This window comes from Alcaligenes parafaecalis, assembly GCF_026344135.1.
Classification (GTDB): Bacteria; Pseudomonadota; Gammaproteobacteria; order Burkholderiales; family Burkholderiaceae_B; genus Alcaligenes; species Alcaligenes parafaecalis.
Map to the genome: position 1 here is coordinate 1,296,032 of NZ_JAPKNA010000001.1, position 14,964 is coordinate 1,310,995.

Annotated in this window: 15 protein-coding genes; 7 read left to right on the forward strand and 8 right to left on the reverse strand. The window is 55.6% G+C overall.

All coding sequences use genetic code 11. The annotated features are described in order from the left end of the window. Nucleotides 1-135 precede the first annotated feature (135 nt). Nucleotides 136-1,419 carry a pyridoxal phosphate-dependent aminotransferase gene (locus tag OSH09_RS06030; protein WP_207875225.1) on the forward strand — a complete coding sequence of 428 codons (1,284 nt, stop codon included), beginning with the start codon at nucleotides 136-138 and terminating at the stop codon, nucleotides 1,417-1,419. A 104-nt stretch (nucleotides 1,420-1,523) separates the two neighbouring features. Here the strand turns inward: OSH09_RS06030 and OSH09_RS06035 are convergent, their stop codons facing one another. Beyond that, nucleotides 1,524-2,459: a LysR family transcriptional regulator gene (locus tag OSH09_RS06035; protein ID WP_266120436.1), complete on the reverse strand. Its 936-nt coding sequence runs from the start codon at nucleotides 2,457-2,459 to the stop codon at nucleotides 1,524-1,526. Between the two features lie 192 nt (nucleotides 2,460-2,651). Here OSH09_RS06035 and OSH09_RS06040 point away from each other — a divergent pair, with 192 nt between their 5' ends. Together OSH09_RS06040 and OSH09_RS06045 are read left to right on the forward strand one after the other, a co-directional pair. Next, the gene (locus tag OSH09_RS06040; protein WP_266120437.1) at nucleotides 2,652-3,572 is read left to right on the forward strand and encodes a ketopantoate reductase family protein; all 921 of its coding nucleotides are present in this window, start codon (nucleotides 2,652-2,654) and stop codon (nucleotides 3,570-3,572) included. A 42-nt stretch (nucleotides 3,573-3,614) separates the two neighbouring features. Then, on the forward strand, nucleotides 3,615-4,916 hold the full coding sequence (locus OSH09_RS06045) for an MFS transporter (RefSeq protein ID WP_266120438.1): 1,302 nt from the start codon (nucleotides 3,615-3,617) through the stop codon (nucleotides 4,914-4,916). Nucleotides 4,917-4,952: 36 nt separating this feature from the next. Here OSH09_RS06045 and OSH09_RS06050 read toward each other — a convergent pair whose 3' ends face one another. Beyond that, complete coding sequence (locus OSH09_RS06050) at nucleotides 4,953-5,540, reverse strand: TetR/AcrR family transcriptional regulator (protein ID WP_266120439.1); 588 nt, start codon at nucleotides 5,538-5,540, stop codon at nucleotides 4,953-4,955. Further along, nucleotides 5,541-5,996 carry a MaoC family dehydratase gene (locus tag OSH09_RS06055; RefSeq protein WP_266120440.1) on the reverse strand — a complete coding sequence of 152 codons (456 nt, stop codon included), beginning with the start codon at nucleotides 5,994-5,996 and terminating at the stop codon, nucleotides 5,541-5,543. Nucleotides 5,997-6,625: 629 nt separating this feature from the next. Here OSH09_RS06055 and OSH09_RS06060 point away from each other — a divergent pair. Continuing rightward, nucleotides 6,626-8,368 carry an ABC-F family ATP-binding cassette domain-containing protein gene (locus OSH09_RS06060; RefSeq protein WP_266120441.1) on the forward strand — a complete coding sequence of 581 codons (1,743 nt, stop codon included), beginning with the start codon at nucleotides 6,626-6,628 and terminating at the stop codon, nucleotides 8,366-8,368. A gap of 96 nt (nucleotides 8,369-8,464) precedes the next feature. Here OSH09_RS06060 and OSH09_RS06065 read toward each other — a convergent pair whose 3' ends face one another. The 3 genes from OSH09_RS06065 to OSH09_RS06075 all read right to left on the reverse strand — a co-directional run bounded on the left by OSH09_RS06065 (nucleotide 8,465) and on the right by OSH09_RS06075 (nucleotide 10,316). Further along, nucleotides 8,465-8,968, reverse strand: a complete 504-nt coding sequence (locus OSH09_RS06065; RefSeq protein ID WP_266120442.1) for a GNAT family N-acetyltransferase — start codon at nucleotides 8,966-8,968, stop codon at nucleotides 8,465-8,467. 33 nt (nucleotides 8,969-9,001) lie between these two features. Further along, nucleotides 9,002-9,493 (reverse strand): RidA family protein, encoded by a 492-nt coding sequence (locus OSH09_RS06070; protein ID WP_266120443.1) that lies wholly within the window; start codon nucleotides 9,491-9,493, stop codon nucleotides 9,002-9,004. 205 nt (nucleotides 9,494-9,698) lie between these two features. Next, entirely contained in the window at nucleotides 9,699-10,316 is a 618-nt protein-coding gene (locus OSH09_RS06075) for a LysE/ArgO family amino acid transporter (RefSeq protein WP_207875235.1), read from the reverse strand. Between the two features lie 110 nt (nucleotides 10,317-10,426). On the opposite strand from OSH09_RS06075, the gene OSH09_RS06080 reads away from it, so the two are divergent. Then, nucleotides 10,427-11,326, forward strand: coding sequence for a LysR family transcriptional regulator ArgP (locus OSH09_RS06080; protein WP_266120444.1), 900 nt, complete (start codon nucleotides 10,427-10,429; stop codon nucleotides 11,324-11,326). Between the two features lie 115 nt (nucleotides 11,327-11,441). Here OSH09_RS06080 and pdxR read toward each other — a convergent pair whose 3' ends face one another. Then, nucleotides 11,442-12,959, reverse strand: coding sequence for a MocR-like pyridoxine biosynthesis transcription factor PdxR (gene pdxR, locus OSH09_RS06085; RefSeq protein ID WP_266120445.1), 1,518 nt, complete (start codon nucleotides 12,957-12,959; stop codon nucleotides 11,442-11,444). A gap of 105 nt (nucleotides 12,960-13,064) precedes the next feature. Here pdxR and OSH09_RS06090 point away from each other — a divergent pair, with 105 nt between their 5' ends. Both OSH09_RS06090 and OSH09_RS06095 read left to right on the forward strand, forming a co-directional pair. Then, a complete protein-coding gene (locus OSH09_RS06090) occupies nucleotides 13,065-13,718 on the forward strand; it encodes an FMN-binding negative transcriptional regulator (protein WP_266120446.1) in 654 nt (217 codons plus the stop codon). 128 nt (nucleotides 13,719-13,846) lie between these two features. Next, a complete protein-coding gene (locus OSH09_RS06095) occupies nucleotides 13,847-14,311 on the forward strand; it encodes an Rrf2 family transcriptional regulator (RefSeq protein ID WP_266120447.1) in 465 nt (154 codons plus the stop codon). A gap of 10 nt (nucleotides 14,312-14,321) precedes the next feature. Here OSH09_RS06095 and OSH09_RS06100 read toward each other — a convergent pair whose 3' ends face one another. After that, entirely contained in the window at nucleotides 14,322-14,945 is a 624-nt protein-coding gene (locus OSH09_RS06100; protein ID WP_266120448.1) for a glutathione S-transferase family protein, read from the reverse strand. Between the last annotated feature and the right edge of the window lie 19 nt (nucleotides 14,946-14,964).

Consider the following 14,964-nt stretch of genomic DNA (forward strand, 5'->3'; position numbering starts at 1 on the left):
AAAATTCGACAATGCCAAATTTTAAGCTTGATGCTTACGAGAGAGGCTCACGCATGCGGTAAGGTATAAGGCTGGCCGGGCAACAGGCCCGCCACCGATTATCAGCAGCACACATGGAATCCGATTACCAGCATCATGAATAGCATCAAGAAATCGAGCAAATTGGCGAATGTTTTGTACGATATTCGCGGCCCCATCATGGACCGGGCCAAGCAGATGGAAGACGAGGGCCAACAACTGATCAAGCTGAATATCGGCAACTTGGCGGTATTTGGTTTCGACGCCCCGGAAGAAATTCAGCTCGACATGATCCGCAACTTGCCCAATTCCTCGGGCTACTCGGACAGCAAAGGTATTTTTGCAGCGCGTAAAGCTGTCATGCACTACACCCAGGAACAAGGGATCAAGGGCGTGACGCTGGAAGACGTGTACCTGGGTAATGGCGCATCGGAACTGATTGCCATGGCCACCAACGCCTTGCTGGACGATGGTGACGAACTGCTTTTGCCCATGCCCGACTACCCGCTCTGGACTGCAGTGACCAGCTTGTCAGGCGGCACACCCGTGCATTATCTGTGCGATGAAGCCAATGGCTGGATTCCCGACCTGGACGATATACGCGCCAAGATCACACCGCGCACCAAGGGTCTGGTCGTGATCAACCCAAATAACCCCACTGGCGTGCTCTACCCCGACTCGGTCCTGCAAGCCCTGGTCGATATTGCCCGTGAATTCAATCTGGTGCTGCTGGCTGACGAAGTCTACGACAAGGTCTTGTTCGATGACATGAAGCACACTGCCATGGGCAGCCTGTCCAACGATGTGCTGACCTTGACCTTCAACTCCCTGTCCAAGAGCTACCGCGCCTGCGGTTACCGGGCTGGCTGGTTGGTGATTTCCGGCGATAAAAAAGCCGGTGCCGATTACATCGAAGGTCTGAGCATGCTGGCCAACATGAAGCTGTGCGCCAACGTGCCCGGCCAATGGGCCATTCAGACCGCCTTGGGCGGCTATCAAAGCATCAATGACCTGGTTTGCGAAGGCGGACGCCTGCGTCGCCAACGTGATCTGGCGTACGAGCTGATCACCGCGATTCCAGGGGTAAGCTGCGTCATGCCCCACGCGGCGCTATACATGTTCCCGCGTCTGGACCCCGAGATTTACCCTATCAAGGACGACCGTCAGTTCTTCCTGCAACTGCTGGAAGCCACCCGCGTGATGCTGGTTCAGGGCACGGGCTTTAACTGGCCGCATCCAGACCACTTCCGCATGGTATTCCTGCCACACGAACCGGACCTGCGTGAAGCGATCAACCGCATGGCCAAGTTCCTGAAGGACTACCGCATCAAGCACGGTACAGAACGACCTGAATTTGCTCAGGCAACCCTGCCTGCCGTGGGTAGCGCCGAAGCCGTGTAAGCCCGCAAGCAATGGGCTGGCGACATCGCCAGGCTCTACCGCTATAAAAAAACGCCTGATGCCATCGCATCGGGCGTTTTGCTTTCCAAGCCTCTGATCCGCATTCAGGTTTTCACAGATTTCTTGTTGATCAGATTCTGGATCTCGTCCAGGAACTTCAAGGCTGGGCCGGGCAAGCGGCCAAAGCGGCGGTAATAGGTAGAAAAGCGCCGCTCCTGATTCATGCCTTCCACCATGATTTCCTGCACCATACCGGCCTGCAATTCAGCCAAATACATGGGGCGGCCCAGCCAACTAATAAAACCGGATTGCGTAACCAGGCTTTTCAATAAGGGAATGGACAAACTGGAAACCGTGACCGTAGGTGCAGACAAGCCTTCATCCAGAAACAGGGCCATCAAACGATTGTGTGGCTCGGTATTTTTAGGCACGAAGCACCAACGCTCCTGCAGCAAATCTTCCATCGTCACTTGCGGCCTGGACAATAAAGGATGCTGCGCCCCCACCACCACCCGCATGGTTTCGCTCCATTTCTCGTCACCGGCAACGGTGCGCTCGGTTTCTATGGTTTCAGGCGCAATCAGCAAGTCCAGATGGTAGTTCTCCAACTTTTCTACCAGACCATTCCAGATCCCTTCCGTGACCTCGATCTCTATCCCCGGCCAGCGATCCAGATAGGCCGCAATCGCCGTGGGCGCAAAAATGGCTGAGGTTCCCGCTGTCACTCCAATACGCAACACCCCGGTAGCCAAACCCCGTAGGCGATTCATCTCATTGCGGGCAATTTGCTCTTCCTGACTCAGTGTTTGCGCATGTGGTGCCAAGGCCGTGCCAAATGCCGTCAAACGCATGCCTCCCGAATGACGCTCAAACAGAGGCTCCCCAACCGCCTCCTCCAGGCGCTTGATGATGCGGCTCAAGGCAGGCTGCGTCAGGTTCATTTTGTCGGCGGCTCGACCTAGGGATCCAGTCTCGACCACCGCCAAAAAAGCGCGTAGTTCATTCAAGTTGTAGACCATACCAAACTGTAATGACTTCACCCTTAAATAGCAATATTCAGGAATACCCCTCGCTCCTACACTATCGAAAAAAAGATCAATCCTTGGGGGACAACAACATGCTTGAACTAGCACACCACCTGGCCATCACGCGCCACGTATTCCTTTTTTAAAAGATGGCCTGCCTTGCGCAAGCCATCCGCTTTCATCTTCCAAACCATGAACACAGCAACCATGAAAATTTGCATTGGTGGCGGCGGAGCTATGGGCAGCCTGTTTGCGTGGCAGCTCTGGCGCTCCGGTGCCCAAGTCCATATTTATGACCCCTGGGTCGAACATGTACAGGCCATACAGGCACAGGGTCTACGGGTGGATTACGCCCAGGGCCAGGACAGAGCAATGATTTCTGCCAGTACCGACGCAGGCGAGATTGGCCCCTGTGACGTCTTGATGATTTTTGGGAAATTCCATCAGACCGAAGCCCTGATTCAGGCCTGTCAGCCTGTGCTCCGACCCGACACCCTGATCCTGACCTTGCAAAACGGCCTGGGCAATATCGAGATTCTGAAAGCCGCCAACCCTCGGCATCGCCTGGCTTTTGGCCTGACCACCCTGACCAGTGAGCTACATGGCCCGGGCCATATCGAGTCCAGCTACAGCGGCATGGGCGAGACATTTTTCTGGCCCTTGGACGGACAGATCAGCAGCATCGAAACCCGCCTTGGCCACTTGCTCAGCAGCCCTATCGGCACCATGAGCCTGGACGCGCAAATTGAACTGCGTATCTGGAAAAAACTGGTGATCAATTGCTGCCTGAACACCGTCTGCGCCCTGGCCAACAGCAATGTGGCCCAGGTCGCGTCCACAGAAGGCGTCTGGCAACTGTTCGAGAACATCATCAGTGAAATCGTGACCCTGGCAGCCATGAAAAAAATCCCGCTCACACGTGATATGGCCTTGTCGTATTTAAGCCAAGTGTGTGAGGACGCTGCGGATCACTTCCCGTCCATGGTGATGGACATACGGCGTGGCAAACGCACCGAGATCGACTGTCTGAATGGCGCCATCGTCCAGCAGCTTAAAACGCGTGGCATCCCTGCACCCTGCAATGAGACGGTGACCTCGCTCATCAATGTTTTAGAGGCGCGAGCCTGAATACCCAAAAGAAACCATAAAAAGCACTATCAGGAGGAAATAATGGCTGGAACGACTTACTCGGGCGCTGCTTGGCCAGTGCCCACCCGCATCACCTTACGAGTTGTATTTCTGTGTTTTTTAGCCATCTTGTTTGAAGGCTACGACGTCGGCGTCATGGGGGCGATCTTACCTGCCCTGGCGGCTGATAAAGCGTGGGAACTGACACCACTGGAGCTGGGCGCACTAGGCAGCTACGCCTTGCTGGGCATGTTTTTTGGCGCACTGGCCATAGGCACACTCAGTGATATGGTCGGCCGCAAGAAAATGCTGATTCTGTGTGTGGCGGGGTTCTCCCTGTCCATGGCAGGCGCAGCCTGGGCTCCCACTCCGACTGTCTTTGGCATCTTCCGCTTTTTAGGAGGGCTGGCGCTGGGTGGTGTGATTCCTGTCGCTGCGGCCTACACCATCGAGTTTTCGCCCCCGCAGCGCCGTAGCCTGAACTATGGCCTGATGTACTCAGGCTACTCCTTGGGAATTTTATCCTCGGCCCTGTTTGCCATCTGGCTACTGCCCCAGTTTGGCTGGCGAGAAGTCGTCGCCGTGGGTGCCCTGCCTATTATCTCCGTCCCCTTTTTGATCAAGTTTCTGCCTGAATCACTGGATTACTTGCAGACCAAAGGACGTCACACAGAGGCCTTGGCGCTGGCAAACAAGCTGGGCATGAACGCCCTGCCCGTCGCCAGCACTACCGAACCGGTACAAGCCAACTGGCGCAGTGTGCTGCGAGCCATCTTTGGCCCCGGCTATCTGCGTGCCACCGTCTGCTTCTGGATGGCCCTGTTTTTCGGCATGATGCTGGTCTATGGCCTGAACACCTGGCTGCCGCAAATCATGCGCCAGAACGGTTTTGATCTGGGCTCCAGCCTGATGTTCCTGGTGGTATTCAGCCTGGCCTCGGCCATCGGTGGTGTATTCCTGGGAAGCCTGGCGGATCGCAGCGGCCCACGCCGTATTGTCTTCCTGTTTTACCTGCTGGGTGGCCTGGCAATTCTGGGCCTGATGCTGGGGAATTCACTGGTGACCAACTACATTCTGGTGGCGCTGGCGGGCATAGGCAGTATTTCCACGTCCCTGATTCTGACGGGCTATCTGACCAACTACTACAGCCCCCATGCGCGTGGCACGGCAACCGGCTGGGCAATGAGTTTTGCCCGCCTGGGGGCTGTTTGTGGTCCGCTGGTAGGGGGCTATATCGGTAATCTGGGCTTGGCCGTAAGCTGGAACTTTATTGTGTTCTCGGTGGCAGGCCTGGGGGCGGCATTGATGGTAGCCGCCATTCCGGCTCGCCCGGCGGGGGAGTAGACCTATGCGTGACCCTGCACCAGCCGATCTCATTTTTTAATCGGATTCACTACCCGGCAAGGCTGCCAGCACGGCAGCCTGCATGGTTTGCGCAAATGCCGTTTCACCCACGGCACGGCTGATCATGCCTGTGCCCAGCATGGCCGCAAACAAGAGCATGACTTGTTCTTCGGACTGCTCGGCACCGGCCTGCAGCGCAACCGCCCGGAACTGCTCGAACAGGCTCTCCACCCCTTCGCTATAAACCGCAGTGGTCTGGGCATCCGAAGGCGAACTGCTGGCCAATGATGAAAAGGCCAGAATCGGGCAGCTTTGGGTTTGGGGACGGTGCTTGAAGTAACGCCGCATCAAGGCTTGAAAACCCTGCACCGCATCCTGTTCATAACGCTGATTGATCCGTTCCCAGGAATCAAAGGACTGCGTAAACGCAAAGCGTGACGCTTCCTCAACCAGGGCCTCTTTGGACGCGAACTGCTTGTAAAAAGCGCCTGCCGTCAGGCCAGCATCTTTCATGATGTCGCCAATCGAGACCCCTTCCACCCCCTGTTTGCGAAACAGTCGGCAAGCCGTTTCCAGCACCCGCTCACGGTTTCGTTCGGCCTGCTCACGCGAGACTCGCCCCATTCAAAGCTCCGGACGACGAAAGGCAATCAGCTTGGCAATCAAGCGCTGACACAACTCGTTATTCTGGTTCAGGGTGTGCGACTCTACCGTCACCATCCCCCTGTCCGCTTTGGAGCGCGAGGGCTGAATGTCAATGATTTTACTGACCACATGCAAGACATCGCCCGGACGCGTTGGGCGCGGCCAATCGATCTGCCCACCGGCCCCAATAATCCCTTGGCTGAACACCAGACTATCTACCAACAACTTCATGGTGATGGCTGCTGTATGCCAACCACTGGCCGCCAAACCTTGGAAAAACGTATCCTTGGCCGCTTCTGCATCCAGATGAAAGGGCTGCGGATCAAACTGGCGAGCAAAGCTGACAATTTGCGCTTCATCCATCGCATGTTCCGCGCTGCGAAACTCCATTCCCAGGGCCAGATCTTCAAGATAGACAGGTGCTGTAAGGCTCATCCGAATGCTCTCCAGAAAGTATGTGAGTGCGACTCACTGCCCGCACAAATAGATTATGTCTGGCAGCTATCCTGTCACAGCCATTTATCAAAAGCAAGAATAGATTATTCTCATACTCTATTTTGATAAGAGTGATCATTCGGCTTCATCTGAAAGACAGTGGCGAATCCCCAAAGACACCGCAGCTACAAAGACCGTGAGTATGCGCCTTCAATGCGACACATCCTCACAAAATCCACCGCCTTTGTTTTCCAAGCCCCGCCATCCTGTCTACAATTGCATCCTTGCGGTTTTTGCCGGGGTGCACGGTGTTTCATACCTGCCTTGGCACAACCAGTCCTTACCCTGCTCCGAGGCCGCAAACCCGTTCACAAAACGGCCCGTTGCATCCGCTTCAAGCATGGCTAACCCATCGATTAAGAGGAGATCCTACACCTATGTGCAAATTCATTTATGCACTCTTCTTTGGTATAGAGAACGGCTCAAGTTTTCGATTTCGCAGCGCGATAATCTAGACTTGAGCGAAGCAAAGACCGACTGAATTACTTCACTCAGGCCTCAAGAATTATCGTCAGCTTCTATTGACGAGGATGTGCTGTACCCGCGCACCTGAAAAACTTGAGCATGTCATGAGTACATTACTAGCAGTCCACTCCCTCTCTTACGAGACCCCATCCGGCCCTTTATTCAAAGAGCTGTCCCTCACTATCAAGGCCGGGGATCGAGTTGGACTTATTGGCCACAACGGTTGTGGCAAAAGCACCCTGATCAGCCTGCTTTGTGGCGAACTGACGCCCAAGCAAGGCAGTATCTCGCGATCTAACCATTGCATCCTGGCACGTGTTGAACAATACCTGTCAGCGGATCTGCACGCCTTGAGTTTGCTAAATGCCGTACTGGCTGCCCTGCCTGCGGAGCAGCACAGCACGGATGCCTGGCGAGCAGAAACTCTACTGTCTGAAATGGGCTTTCAGGAGCGGGACTGGCACACCCCCATTCATGCCTTGAGTGGCGGGCAATACACACGCCTGCTGCTGGCTCGGGCCTTGATTACCCAGCCCGACCTGCTCTTGCTGGATGAACCCAGCAACCACCTGGACTTGCCCTCTTTGCTGTGGCTGGAAAGCTTTTTAAGCAATTGGCGTGGCAGCTTTGTACTGGTGTCTCACGACCAGCGCTTGCTGGATCGGGTGACCAACAGCACCATCATTTTGCGCGATCGATCACTCTCTTTTTTCTCGCTACCTTGCTCGGCAGCGCGTGAGGAACTGCAAAACCGGGATGAGGCGGATTTCCGTCGTCATCAAGGCGAGCAAAGGGAAATTGATCGCATCGAACAAAGCGCAAAACGTCTGGCCACTTGGGGACAGGTTTACGACAACGAAACCTTTGCCCGAAAAGCCCAAAGCATGGAAAAACGACTCTCCAAGCTGCGGGACAGCCAAACCGATCTGACGGACGGCACGCCCTGGACCTTGCAACTGCATGGTCTGGACATGAAGGCAGATCGTCTGCTGGATATCGTGGATATGGCCGTCAGCCCGGCAGAAAACCTGCCTGCGCTCTTTCAAGTGCAAGGCCTGCAAGTGCGCAGCGGGGATCGCATTGGTTTGGTGGGGCGTAACGGTTGCGGGAAGTCCTCTTTGCTGCGCCAGCTATGGCGACACTGGCAGGCAAAGGCCGAGACCACAGCCTTGAAGTTTCACCCACAAGGTCGCGTGGGCTATTACGACCAGGATCAGCAGCTATTGGACGGCTCCAAAACCTTGCTGCATGCGCTACAGGATTTTTCGTCCCTGCCGGATGATGCCAGAAAAATGGCGCTGATCAGTGCCGGTTTTCCGTATCTGCGGCATGCGCAGCGGGTAGATAGCTTAAGTGGTGGCGAGCGCGCTCGGCTGATGTTTATTGCCCTGTCACTGGCCAAGTATCATCTGCTTTTTTTGGATGAGCCCACCAATCACCTGGATCTGGAAGGCAAGGAAGAACTGGCAGAGCAACTGTGCCAATTCAAAGGTGGTTTTATCCTGGTCACCCACGACCGGGAACTGCTGGAGAAAAGCTGCAATCGCTTCTGGCTGGTGGACGATAGGGCTTTAACTGAGAGGCAGGATTTGACGCAGTTATACGCCTCACTAGTCCAGGCCGACCATCCTGGCGCATCCACACCTGCTGTGAACCCAGGCACACCTGGTCACAAGACAACTGAATCAAGCACATCCAGCGACGACACCTTGCTGGAGCAATTGATTGAGCTTGAAAGCAGGCTGGAGGCTGATTTGGCACGCAAACCCAAGCACCAGAAAGTGGCCTTGCACGAGGGCTGGCAGGCGGAAATCCACCGCCTACGCAAAGCCTTGGACCTGGAGTAAACCAGACCTTATGCCCCGCCGGTTCGACAAACCCGGCAAGGCATAAAAAAACAGCCCCTGCTTGTCAGATTCAAGCAGGGGCTGTCCTTATTTTTTTTAATCCGCTACATTCAACACCAGAGTCTGTGACATCAAAGGCGAGCCGTCACGCAAAGGCTCCACCTCTCCGTTCGGGGCAAAGCCATAATTGGTATAGAGCCTAACCGCTGCTTCATTGTTCTGTGTCACTCCTAAACGCACACAAACAACCTGCCTGCTTTTCGCCCATGCTACCGCTGCATCCAGCAAGCCATAGCCCGCCCGCAATCCTCGCGCAGACGGCGCCACCCACATCTGATAAATGTCAGCCAGACCAGGCTCCGAGTCAGACAACTTGCACCAGATCAGACCGCAAGCCTGCCCTTCTTTCAGAGCGAATAACACACAGTCCACCTCGGACGCGCACGCGACTTGAATCCGTTCCTGCCAGAAATGTTCAGGATGTGTGATCTCCAGCCCATAGGTACTCCCAAAAGCATCAGGCGAGTCGCGCAGGGCACTTAATCTCAGCGTTTGATAGGTACGCCACTCGTGCGGCTGAACCGGGCGAATAGAGATCACAACACATCCTTTAAAACAAGAGTCTGGCGACCATCAAGGCCGTACGGCTGTCACTTCAAGCTCGACCAGCCAGCCCGGGTTCACCAGAGCCTGCACCGCCATAGCGGATCGCACTGGCAGATTCGGCTGCTCCTTGGTACCAAAGTACTTGGAGTAACCCGCCATGAAACCATCAAAATCCAGCTTTCCACCCTCTGGGGCAACCAGGAAAGCCTGCATCTTGATAATGTCCCCAACCGACATCCCCATGCCTTCCAACTGAGCCTTGATCTGCTCCATGATGGACTCGGTTTGCTGCTGCATGGTGCCATAAGCGGCAGCACTAGCCGCATCGGCCGACTTGTTTCGTACAGCCGGGACAGTGCCGCTTAAATAGACCGTGGTTTTACCGGCGGGCACTTCCACCGCCGTCAGAATCGGGAAATCCGAATTGGGAATAGGATGGCGCTTCACATCCTGCGCCAGCGCCGGGGCAGCCAAACTACTGATGAGTGCAGCACCAGCAAGCATCTTCACGACATTCATCGTTCTCTCCTGATTGAAGGTTCAAAAATCAAGACTTCATTAGGTTTACGCTCTTCCCTGAGTCTATTTAATTTCAGAAACCGGCTCACCGTTCAATCCGTTATCTTTTGATTCAAAAAACCTGGCTCGCTGCGCACCACAGTACAGATCACCGTTCACTGTCGGTGTGGGCTGTTCAGGCACAAAATGCAGGTGAAAATACGGTTTAGTGCAAAGGCCGCATCAAGAGCAACGCACACAAGGCCAACATGAAAACCGCAATACTGCCATCCAGCACCCGCCATGCCAGAGGCTGACGAAAAACGGGTTGTAGCAGCCGGGCACCATAGCCTAAAGCCAGGAACCAGGTCGCACTGGCGATACAGGCTCCCAAGGCAAACGCCCACTGCAATTGGCCGGGATAAGGCGTAGACAAGCTACCCAACAACACCATCGTGTCCAAATACACATGGGGATTTAAAAGGGTGAAAGCCAAACAAGTCAGGACGATACGACGGCGCTTACGCTCGCTCCCCTGCCCTGCCAGCAAACTGCCCTTGCCCGTCCAGGCCCGTTGCGCGGCCAGCAGCCCATACCAGGCCAGAAACGCAGCACCACCAAAACGTAGCACTTGTAGCAAACCTGGCCATTCGCGCACCAGGGTGCCGATACCGGCTACCCCACACAGGATCAACACAATATCGGCCAGCGCACAGATGCCTACCACCAAGCCCACATGACTACGCTCCAGGCCCTGTCGCAACACAAATGCATTTTGCGTGCCAATGGCCATGATCAAGCCCGCACCCGTCAGAAAGCCAGTTGCGACAACGGAGAAGAACATGCCATCTACCCACGAAATTTGAAAACTGCGCTATGGTGCGGTCATTTACGGATTAAGAAAAGCTAATTATTCTTTATCAAGTTAAGAACAGCTAATCAAACAGGCAAATCATGGATCTGCTGAATCCACAGCTAAGAGCATTTACAGCCGTTCTGGAAGAAGGCAGTTTTGAAGCAGCCGGACGCACGCTCTACATCACAAGCTCGGCCGTCTCGCAACGGATCAAAGCGCTGGAAGACAGATTGGGACAAGTGCTGGTTCTGCGCCAACCACCTTGCCGTCCGACACCCGCAGGGGAGCGACTGCTACGCCGCGTACGCCCCATGCAAGTGCTGGAAGCGGAGGCACTGGCGGACTTTCTGCCAGAAAAAAATGGGCCTCGCCGACCTATTACGATTGCAGTCAATAGCGACTCTCTGGACACCTGGTTTCTGGCTGCCTTGGCCAAACTGAGCCAGGATCACGGCTACTTGTTTGATGTGCGCGTGGACGACCAGGACCACACACTGGAGCTGATACGCAATGGTTCCGTGCTGGGAGCCGTCACCGCCGAACCCACGCCCTTGCAAGGTTGCGAGGTCCAGGACCTGGGCATCATGCGCTATCAGGCCATTGCCTCCCCGGCATTTGTCGCCCGTCACTTTTCCTTGGGGGTGGATGCCAGGACCTTGGATCACGCTCCCATGATCGTCTTTAATCGCAAGGATGAATTGCAGTGGCGTTTTATACGTCAGATCACGCCAAACACGGTGGCTCCACCGATTCACTACTTGCCCACCTCAACCGGCTTTGTGAAGGCGGCGGCACTAGGGCTAGGCTGGTGTCTGGCCCCGGAGACCCTGGTGAATGAGGCCTTGGCGGCGAAGGAGCTAGCATTGATCGCCCCCGGTCTTTGTCTGGATGTCCCCCTGTATTGGCAGCATGCCGCGATTCGATCCAGCACCTTGAAAAACATGAGTACGGCACTACAACAGGCGGCCAGCACCTCTATGCGTTCAGCTCAGAACTAATCCGTTTTCTCCTGCTTTTTGCTGATTTTTCAGGCTTCAATAGGCAGGCTTTGAGATACCGATGAGCACATTGCATCCGTGCCCTATCAGCTCAACTTTTAAGCAAGCAACACGGTCAACTAGCGTCAGATTTCTTCTTCGATTTATGGGCTTGAGCCAGCTCGGCAATAATGCGCGCCAGCTTTTTAGCAGCCTTTGTCATTTGCTCCGGACTAAACGCACTCAAGCCTAAAATCAGCCCTGGCCTCCCATCACCAGCCTTGTACATGGTGGACACCGGACGCACTGCCACGCCCTCTTTCAAGGCTCGTTGAGCCACCGCCACATCATCAATATGCTCAGCCAGCCACAGCACAGAATGCATGCCCTGATCGCAGGGCTGCAAGCGTGCCAATTCGCCCGGCAGGACCGCGCTGACAATCTCAAAAAGGTGATTGCGACATTGGGTATAGATCCCGCGCATGCGTCGGATATGACGCTCCAGATGCCCCTCTGAAATAAAGCTGGCCAACACGTGCTGATCTGCACTGGGCGGGTGTCGATCCAGCAAGATACGCGCCCCGCAAAAGGCCTTGACCAACTGCGGCGGCACAATCGCATAAGCAAGGCGCAAAGACGGAAAAAGCACCTTGCTAAAGGTCCCCAGATAAATCACCCGCTCCGGGTCCAAACCCTGCAAGGAAGGAAAGGGATGACCGGAATAGCGGAACTCGCTGTCGTAATCATCCTCGACAATCCAGGCGGATTTGGCACGTGCCCAGGCCAGCAAGGCATTACGTCGCGCCATGCTCATGGGCATACCTAAAGGGTATTGATGCGAGGGAGTCACAAAGGCCACTCGCGCATCCGCTTTCACGCGTATCCCCGCCTCTACATCCAGGCCCTCCTCATCCACGGGGACACGAACCATACGATCCGGTGCACCTACCGTATTCAAAATAGCGGTGATACCCGGATAAGCCGGATTCTCTACCCAGGCAAAATCCTCTCGGCCCATCAAGATCAGGCAAGCCAGAAACAGGCCTTGCTGAGTGCCTGTCGTCACAATCACCTGTTCTGCTTCGCAACGGACCGAGCGGGAGCGTCTTACATACTCCGCAATGGCTTCCCGTAACGGCAAAGCACCTTGCGGATCTCCATAACCTCCCGGCGCCCCCAGACCATGAGATCGCAGGCGATTCCCCAAACGTCGCCACACCGGTCCAGGCGAGGCAGCGCCAAGCGGAATCGACACGGCAAAAGGCACAGGGGGCAGCGGCTCAAATTGTGCGGCCACGGCATTGAACGGCTCGGCAGAGGGTGGCGACGGTTGGGTGGCAAGGGCCACGTTGCGGTGTTTGGTGGACCGAGCTTCAGAGCTGCTCAGTGCATGAGCAATGTACGTGCCTACGCCCGGAGAAGACTCCAGAAAACCTTCAGCAATCAGTTGCTCGAACGCCTCCACCACCGTTCCCCGCGCAACCCCCAGCGAACTGGCCAAGGCGCGGGTAGAGGGCAAGGCATCACCCGCTTTAAGTGCACCACCTTTAATCGCCTCACGCAGTTTCTGAGCTAACTGGCGCCCCAACGCACCGGCACTGCGGTCCAGCTCGCCAAGGGATGGAATCTTCGGGTTAAGGGCCGTTCGGGACATGCTTGTGGTCCATAAAAATAGCACGAAACTGGTACAAGCCAGTAAACCAGAATAGACCAATAATAGACACATCGAAGCTGAACCCCAAGCCCTTCAAAAAGAACGATGTATATTCCCGCCCACTTCAATGAATCCAGACCTGAGCAACTGCACGAGCTGATCGCCCAACATCCTTTGGGCATTCTGATTGCCCATGGCAAAAGCGGCTTGAGCGCCAATCACCTGCCCTTCATGCTGCACCCCAAAGAGGGCGAGCAAGGCGTCTTGCACTGCCACGTCGCCAGAAACAACCCCGTCTGGCAGGACATCGACAATGGGGATGAAGTGATGGTGATTTTTCGGGCCGGGGACGCCTATATCTCCCCACAATGGTTTCCGAGCAAGCACGAAACACACAAGCAGGTGCCGTCCTGGAACTACATCGTGGCCCACGCCTATGGACGGGTGACGATACGCGATGAGGAACGCTATGTTCGCGGTGCCGTGGCACGTTTGACCCGCATCCACGAAGCCAGTCAGCCTGTGCCCTGGAAAATGACGGATGGGCCCAAAGACTATATCGATGCCATGCTCAAAGCCATTGTCGGGATTGAAATTGAAATCACGCGACTAATTGGCAAGACCAAACTGAGTCAGAATAAAGAGGCTCGGGATGTGGAGGCAGCATCAGCAGCGTTAATCAGCCAAGGTGATCATTGCATTGGCAATGCGATGCAGGCGGTGGCAGCAGACAAACGGGCACAAGAAGCCGAGAAATAAACAAGGTAATGGCCCGCGGCAAGGCATCAGCCCTCCCCGATCTGACTATCCGCTTCCTGCTACTTATAATGTGACATCGTGCACCGAGACACCCTCCCCCTTCTCCGGTGCATCACGAGGTCAAGAATATGAGAAGTGATAGTCGGCTCTCCCGCATGCTGCATGTTTTGCTGCACATGGCCAGGCTCGATCAGCCATTTACCTCCGAGCAAATCGCCACCATGCTCAGCACCAATCCCGTGGTCGTCCGACGCACCATGGCGGGCTTGCGCAAGGCAGGCTACGTGCGCTCCGAAAAAGGGCACGGGGGCGGCTGGACACTAAGCTGTGATCTGAAAGAAGTCACGCTGCTGGACATACACAAAGCGGTTGGGGGACCGCACATCTTCTTTATCGGCCACGAGAACGAGAACCCAAGCTGCGGTGTCGCCAAAGTGGTCAACGCCGCCTTGGGCGATGTGCTCAAGGAAGCAGAGGCCCTGGTCATGCAAAGGCTGGAAGCCATTCCCTTGGCAGAGCTGCTGGCCGAGTTTGAGCAACTCCATGAGGCAGAAAGGCGTTACGCCGTGCTGAACACAGCGCAACACACCTAGAGAATGTCGCTCAGGCGGCGGCCTCGGCCACCGCCTTGCGCACAGCTTCACGTGCCCCTACCCGCTCCAGATAGGCACTGAGTTTGGGAAATTGGCTCATATCAACCGAGTCGCCTTCCAGCCAGCCACCGACGGTATACAGGTACGCATCGGCCACGCTGAACTGCTCGCCCAGCACCCAGGGACCGGCAATCAAGGATTCCAGATACGCCGCACAAGCCCTCATGTTTTGCGGCACCTTGGCACGCATGGCTTCTTCCGCGGCAGGATCATCTGCCCAACGGGAACCACGACGCTTGTGCGCGTGAGCCACATGCACGGTGGATGCCAGATAGCTGTGCAGCTCCTGCATACGGGCGAACGCAAAAGGGTCATTCAAAGGAGCCAGCTTGGCAGCCGGAAAGCTCTGGGCCACAAAAGCCAGCAAAGCCGGGGTTTCCGTCAAAGCACCCTGCTCTGTCACCAGCGCCGGAACACGCCCCTTGGGATTGACGCGCAGAAACTCCGGGCTTTGCTGTTGATTCGCACCAAAATCCAGCTTGACCACATCAAAGTCAGCCCCTGCTTCATGCAGTGCAATATGAGTTGCAAGCGCGCAGGTTCCTGGCGCGGAATAGAACACCCAACGAGACATGTCGATCTCCTTTTGTCCA

Coding starts and splice junctions, on each gene's coding strand:
- OSH09_RS06030 (WP_207875225.1), top strand. CDS start 136: ATGAATAGCATCAAGAAATCGAGCAAATTGGCGAATGTTTTGTACGAT.
- OSH09_RS06040 (WP_266120437.1), top strand. CDS start 2,652: ATGAAAATTTGCATTGGTGGCGGCGGAGCTATGGGCAGCCTGTTTGCG.
- OSH09_RS06045 (WP_266120438.1), top strand. CDS start 3,615: ATGGCTGGAACGACTTACTCGGGCGCTGCTTGGCCAGTGCCCACCCGC.
- OSH09_RS06050 (WP_266120439.1), bottom strand. CDS start 5,540: ATGGGGCGAGTCTCGCGTGAGCAGGCCGAACGAAACCGTGAGCGGGTG.
- OSH09_RS06055 (WP_266120440.1), bottom strand. CDS start 5,996: ATGAGCCTTACAGCACCTGTCTATCTTGAAGATCTGGCCCTGGGAATG.
- OSH09_RS06060 (WP_266120441.1), top strand. CDS start 6,626: ATGAGTACATTACTAGCAGTCCACTCCCTCTCTTACGAGACCCCATCC.
- OSH09_RS06070 (WP_266120443.1), bottom strand. CDS start 9,493: ATGAATGTCGTGAAGATGCTTGCTGGTGCTGCACTCATCAGTAGTTTG.
- OSH09_RS06075 (WP_207875235.1), bottom strand. CDS start 10,316: ATGTTCTTCTCCGTTGTCGCAACTGGCTTTCTGACGGGTGCGGGCTTG.
- OSH09_RS06080 (WP_266120444.1), top strand. CDS start 10,427: ATGGATCTGCTGAATCCACAGCTAAGAGCATTTACAGCCGTTCTGGAA.
- pdxR (WP_266120445.1), bottom strand. CDS start 12,959: ATGTCCCGAACGGCCCTTAACCCGAAGATTCCATCCCTTGGCGAGCTG.
- OSH09_RS06090 (WP_266120446.1), top strand. CDS start 13,065: ATGTATATTCCCGCCCACTTCAATGAATCCAGACCTGAGCAACTGCAC.
- OSH09_RS06095 (WP_266120447.1), top strand. CDS start 13,847: ATGAGAAGTGATAGTCGGCTCTCCCGCATGCTGCATGTTTTGCTGCAC.
- OSH09_RS06100 (WP_266120448.1), bottom strand. CDS start 14,945: ATGTCTCGTTGGGTGTTCTATTCCGCGCCAGGAACCTGCGCGCTTGCA.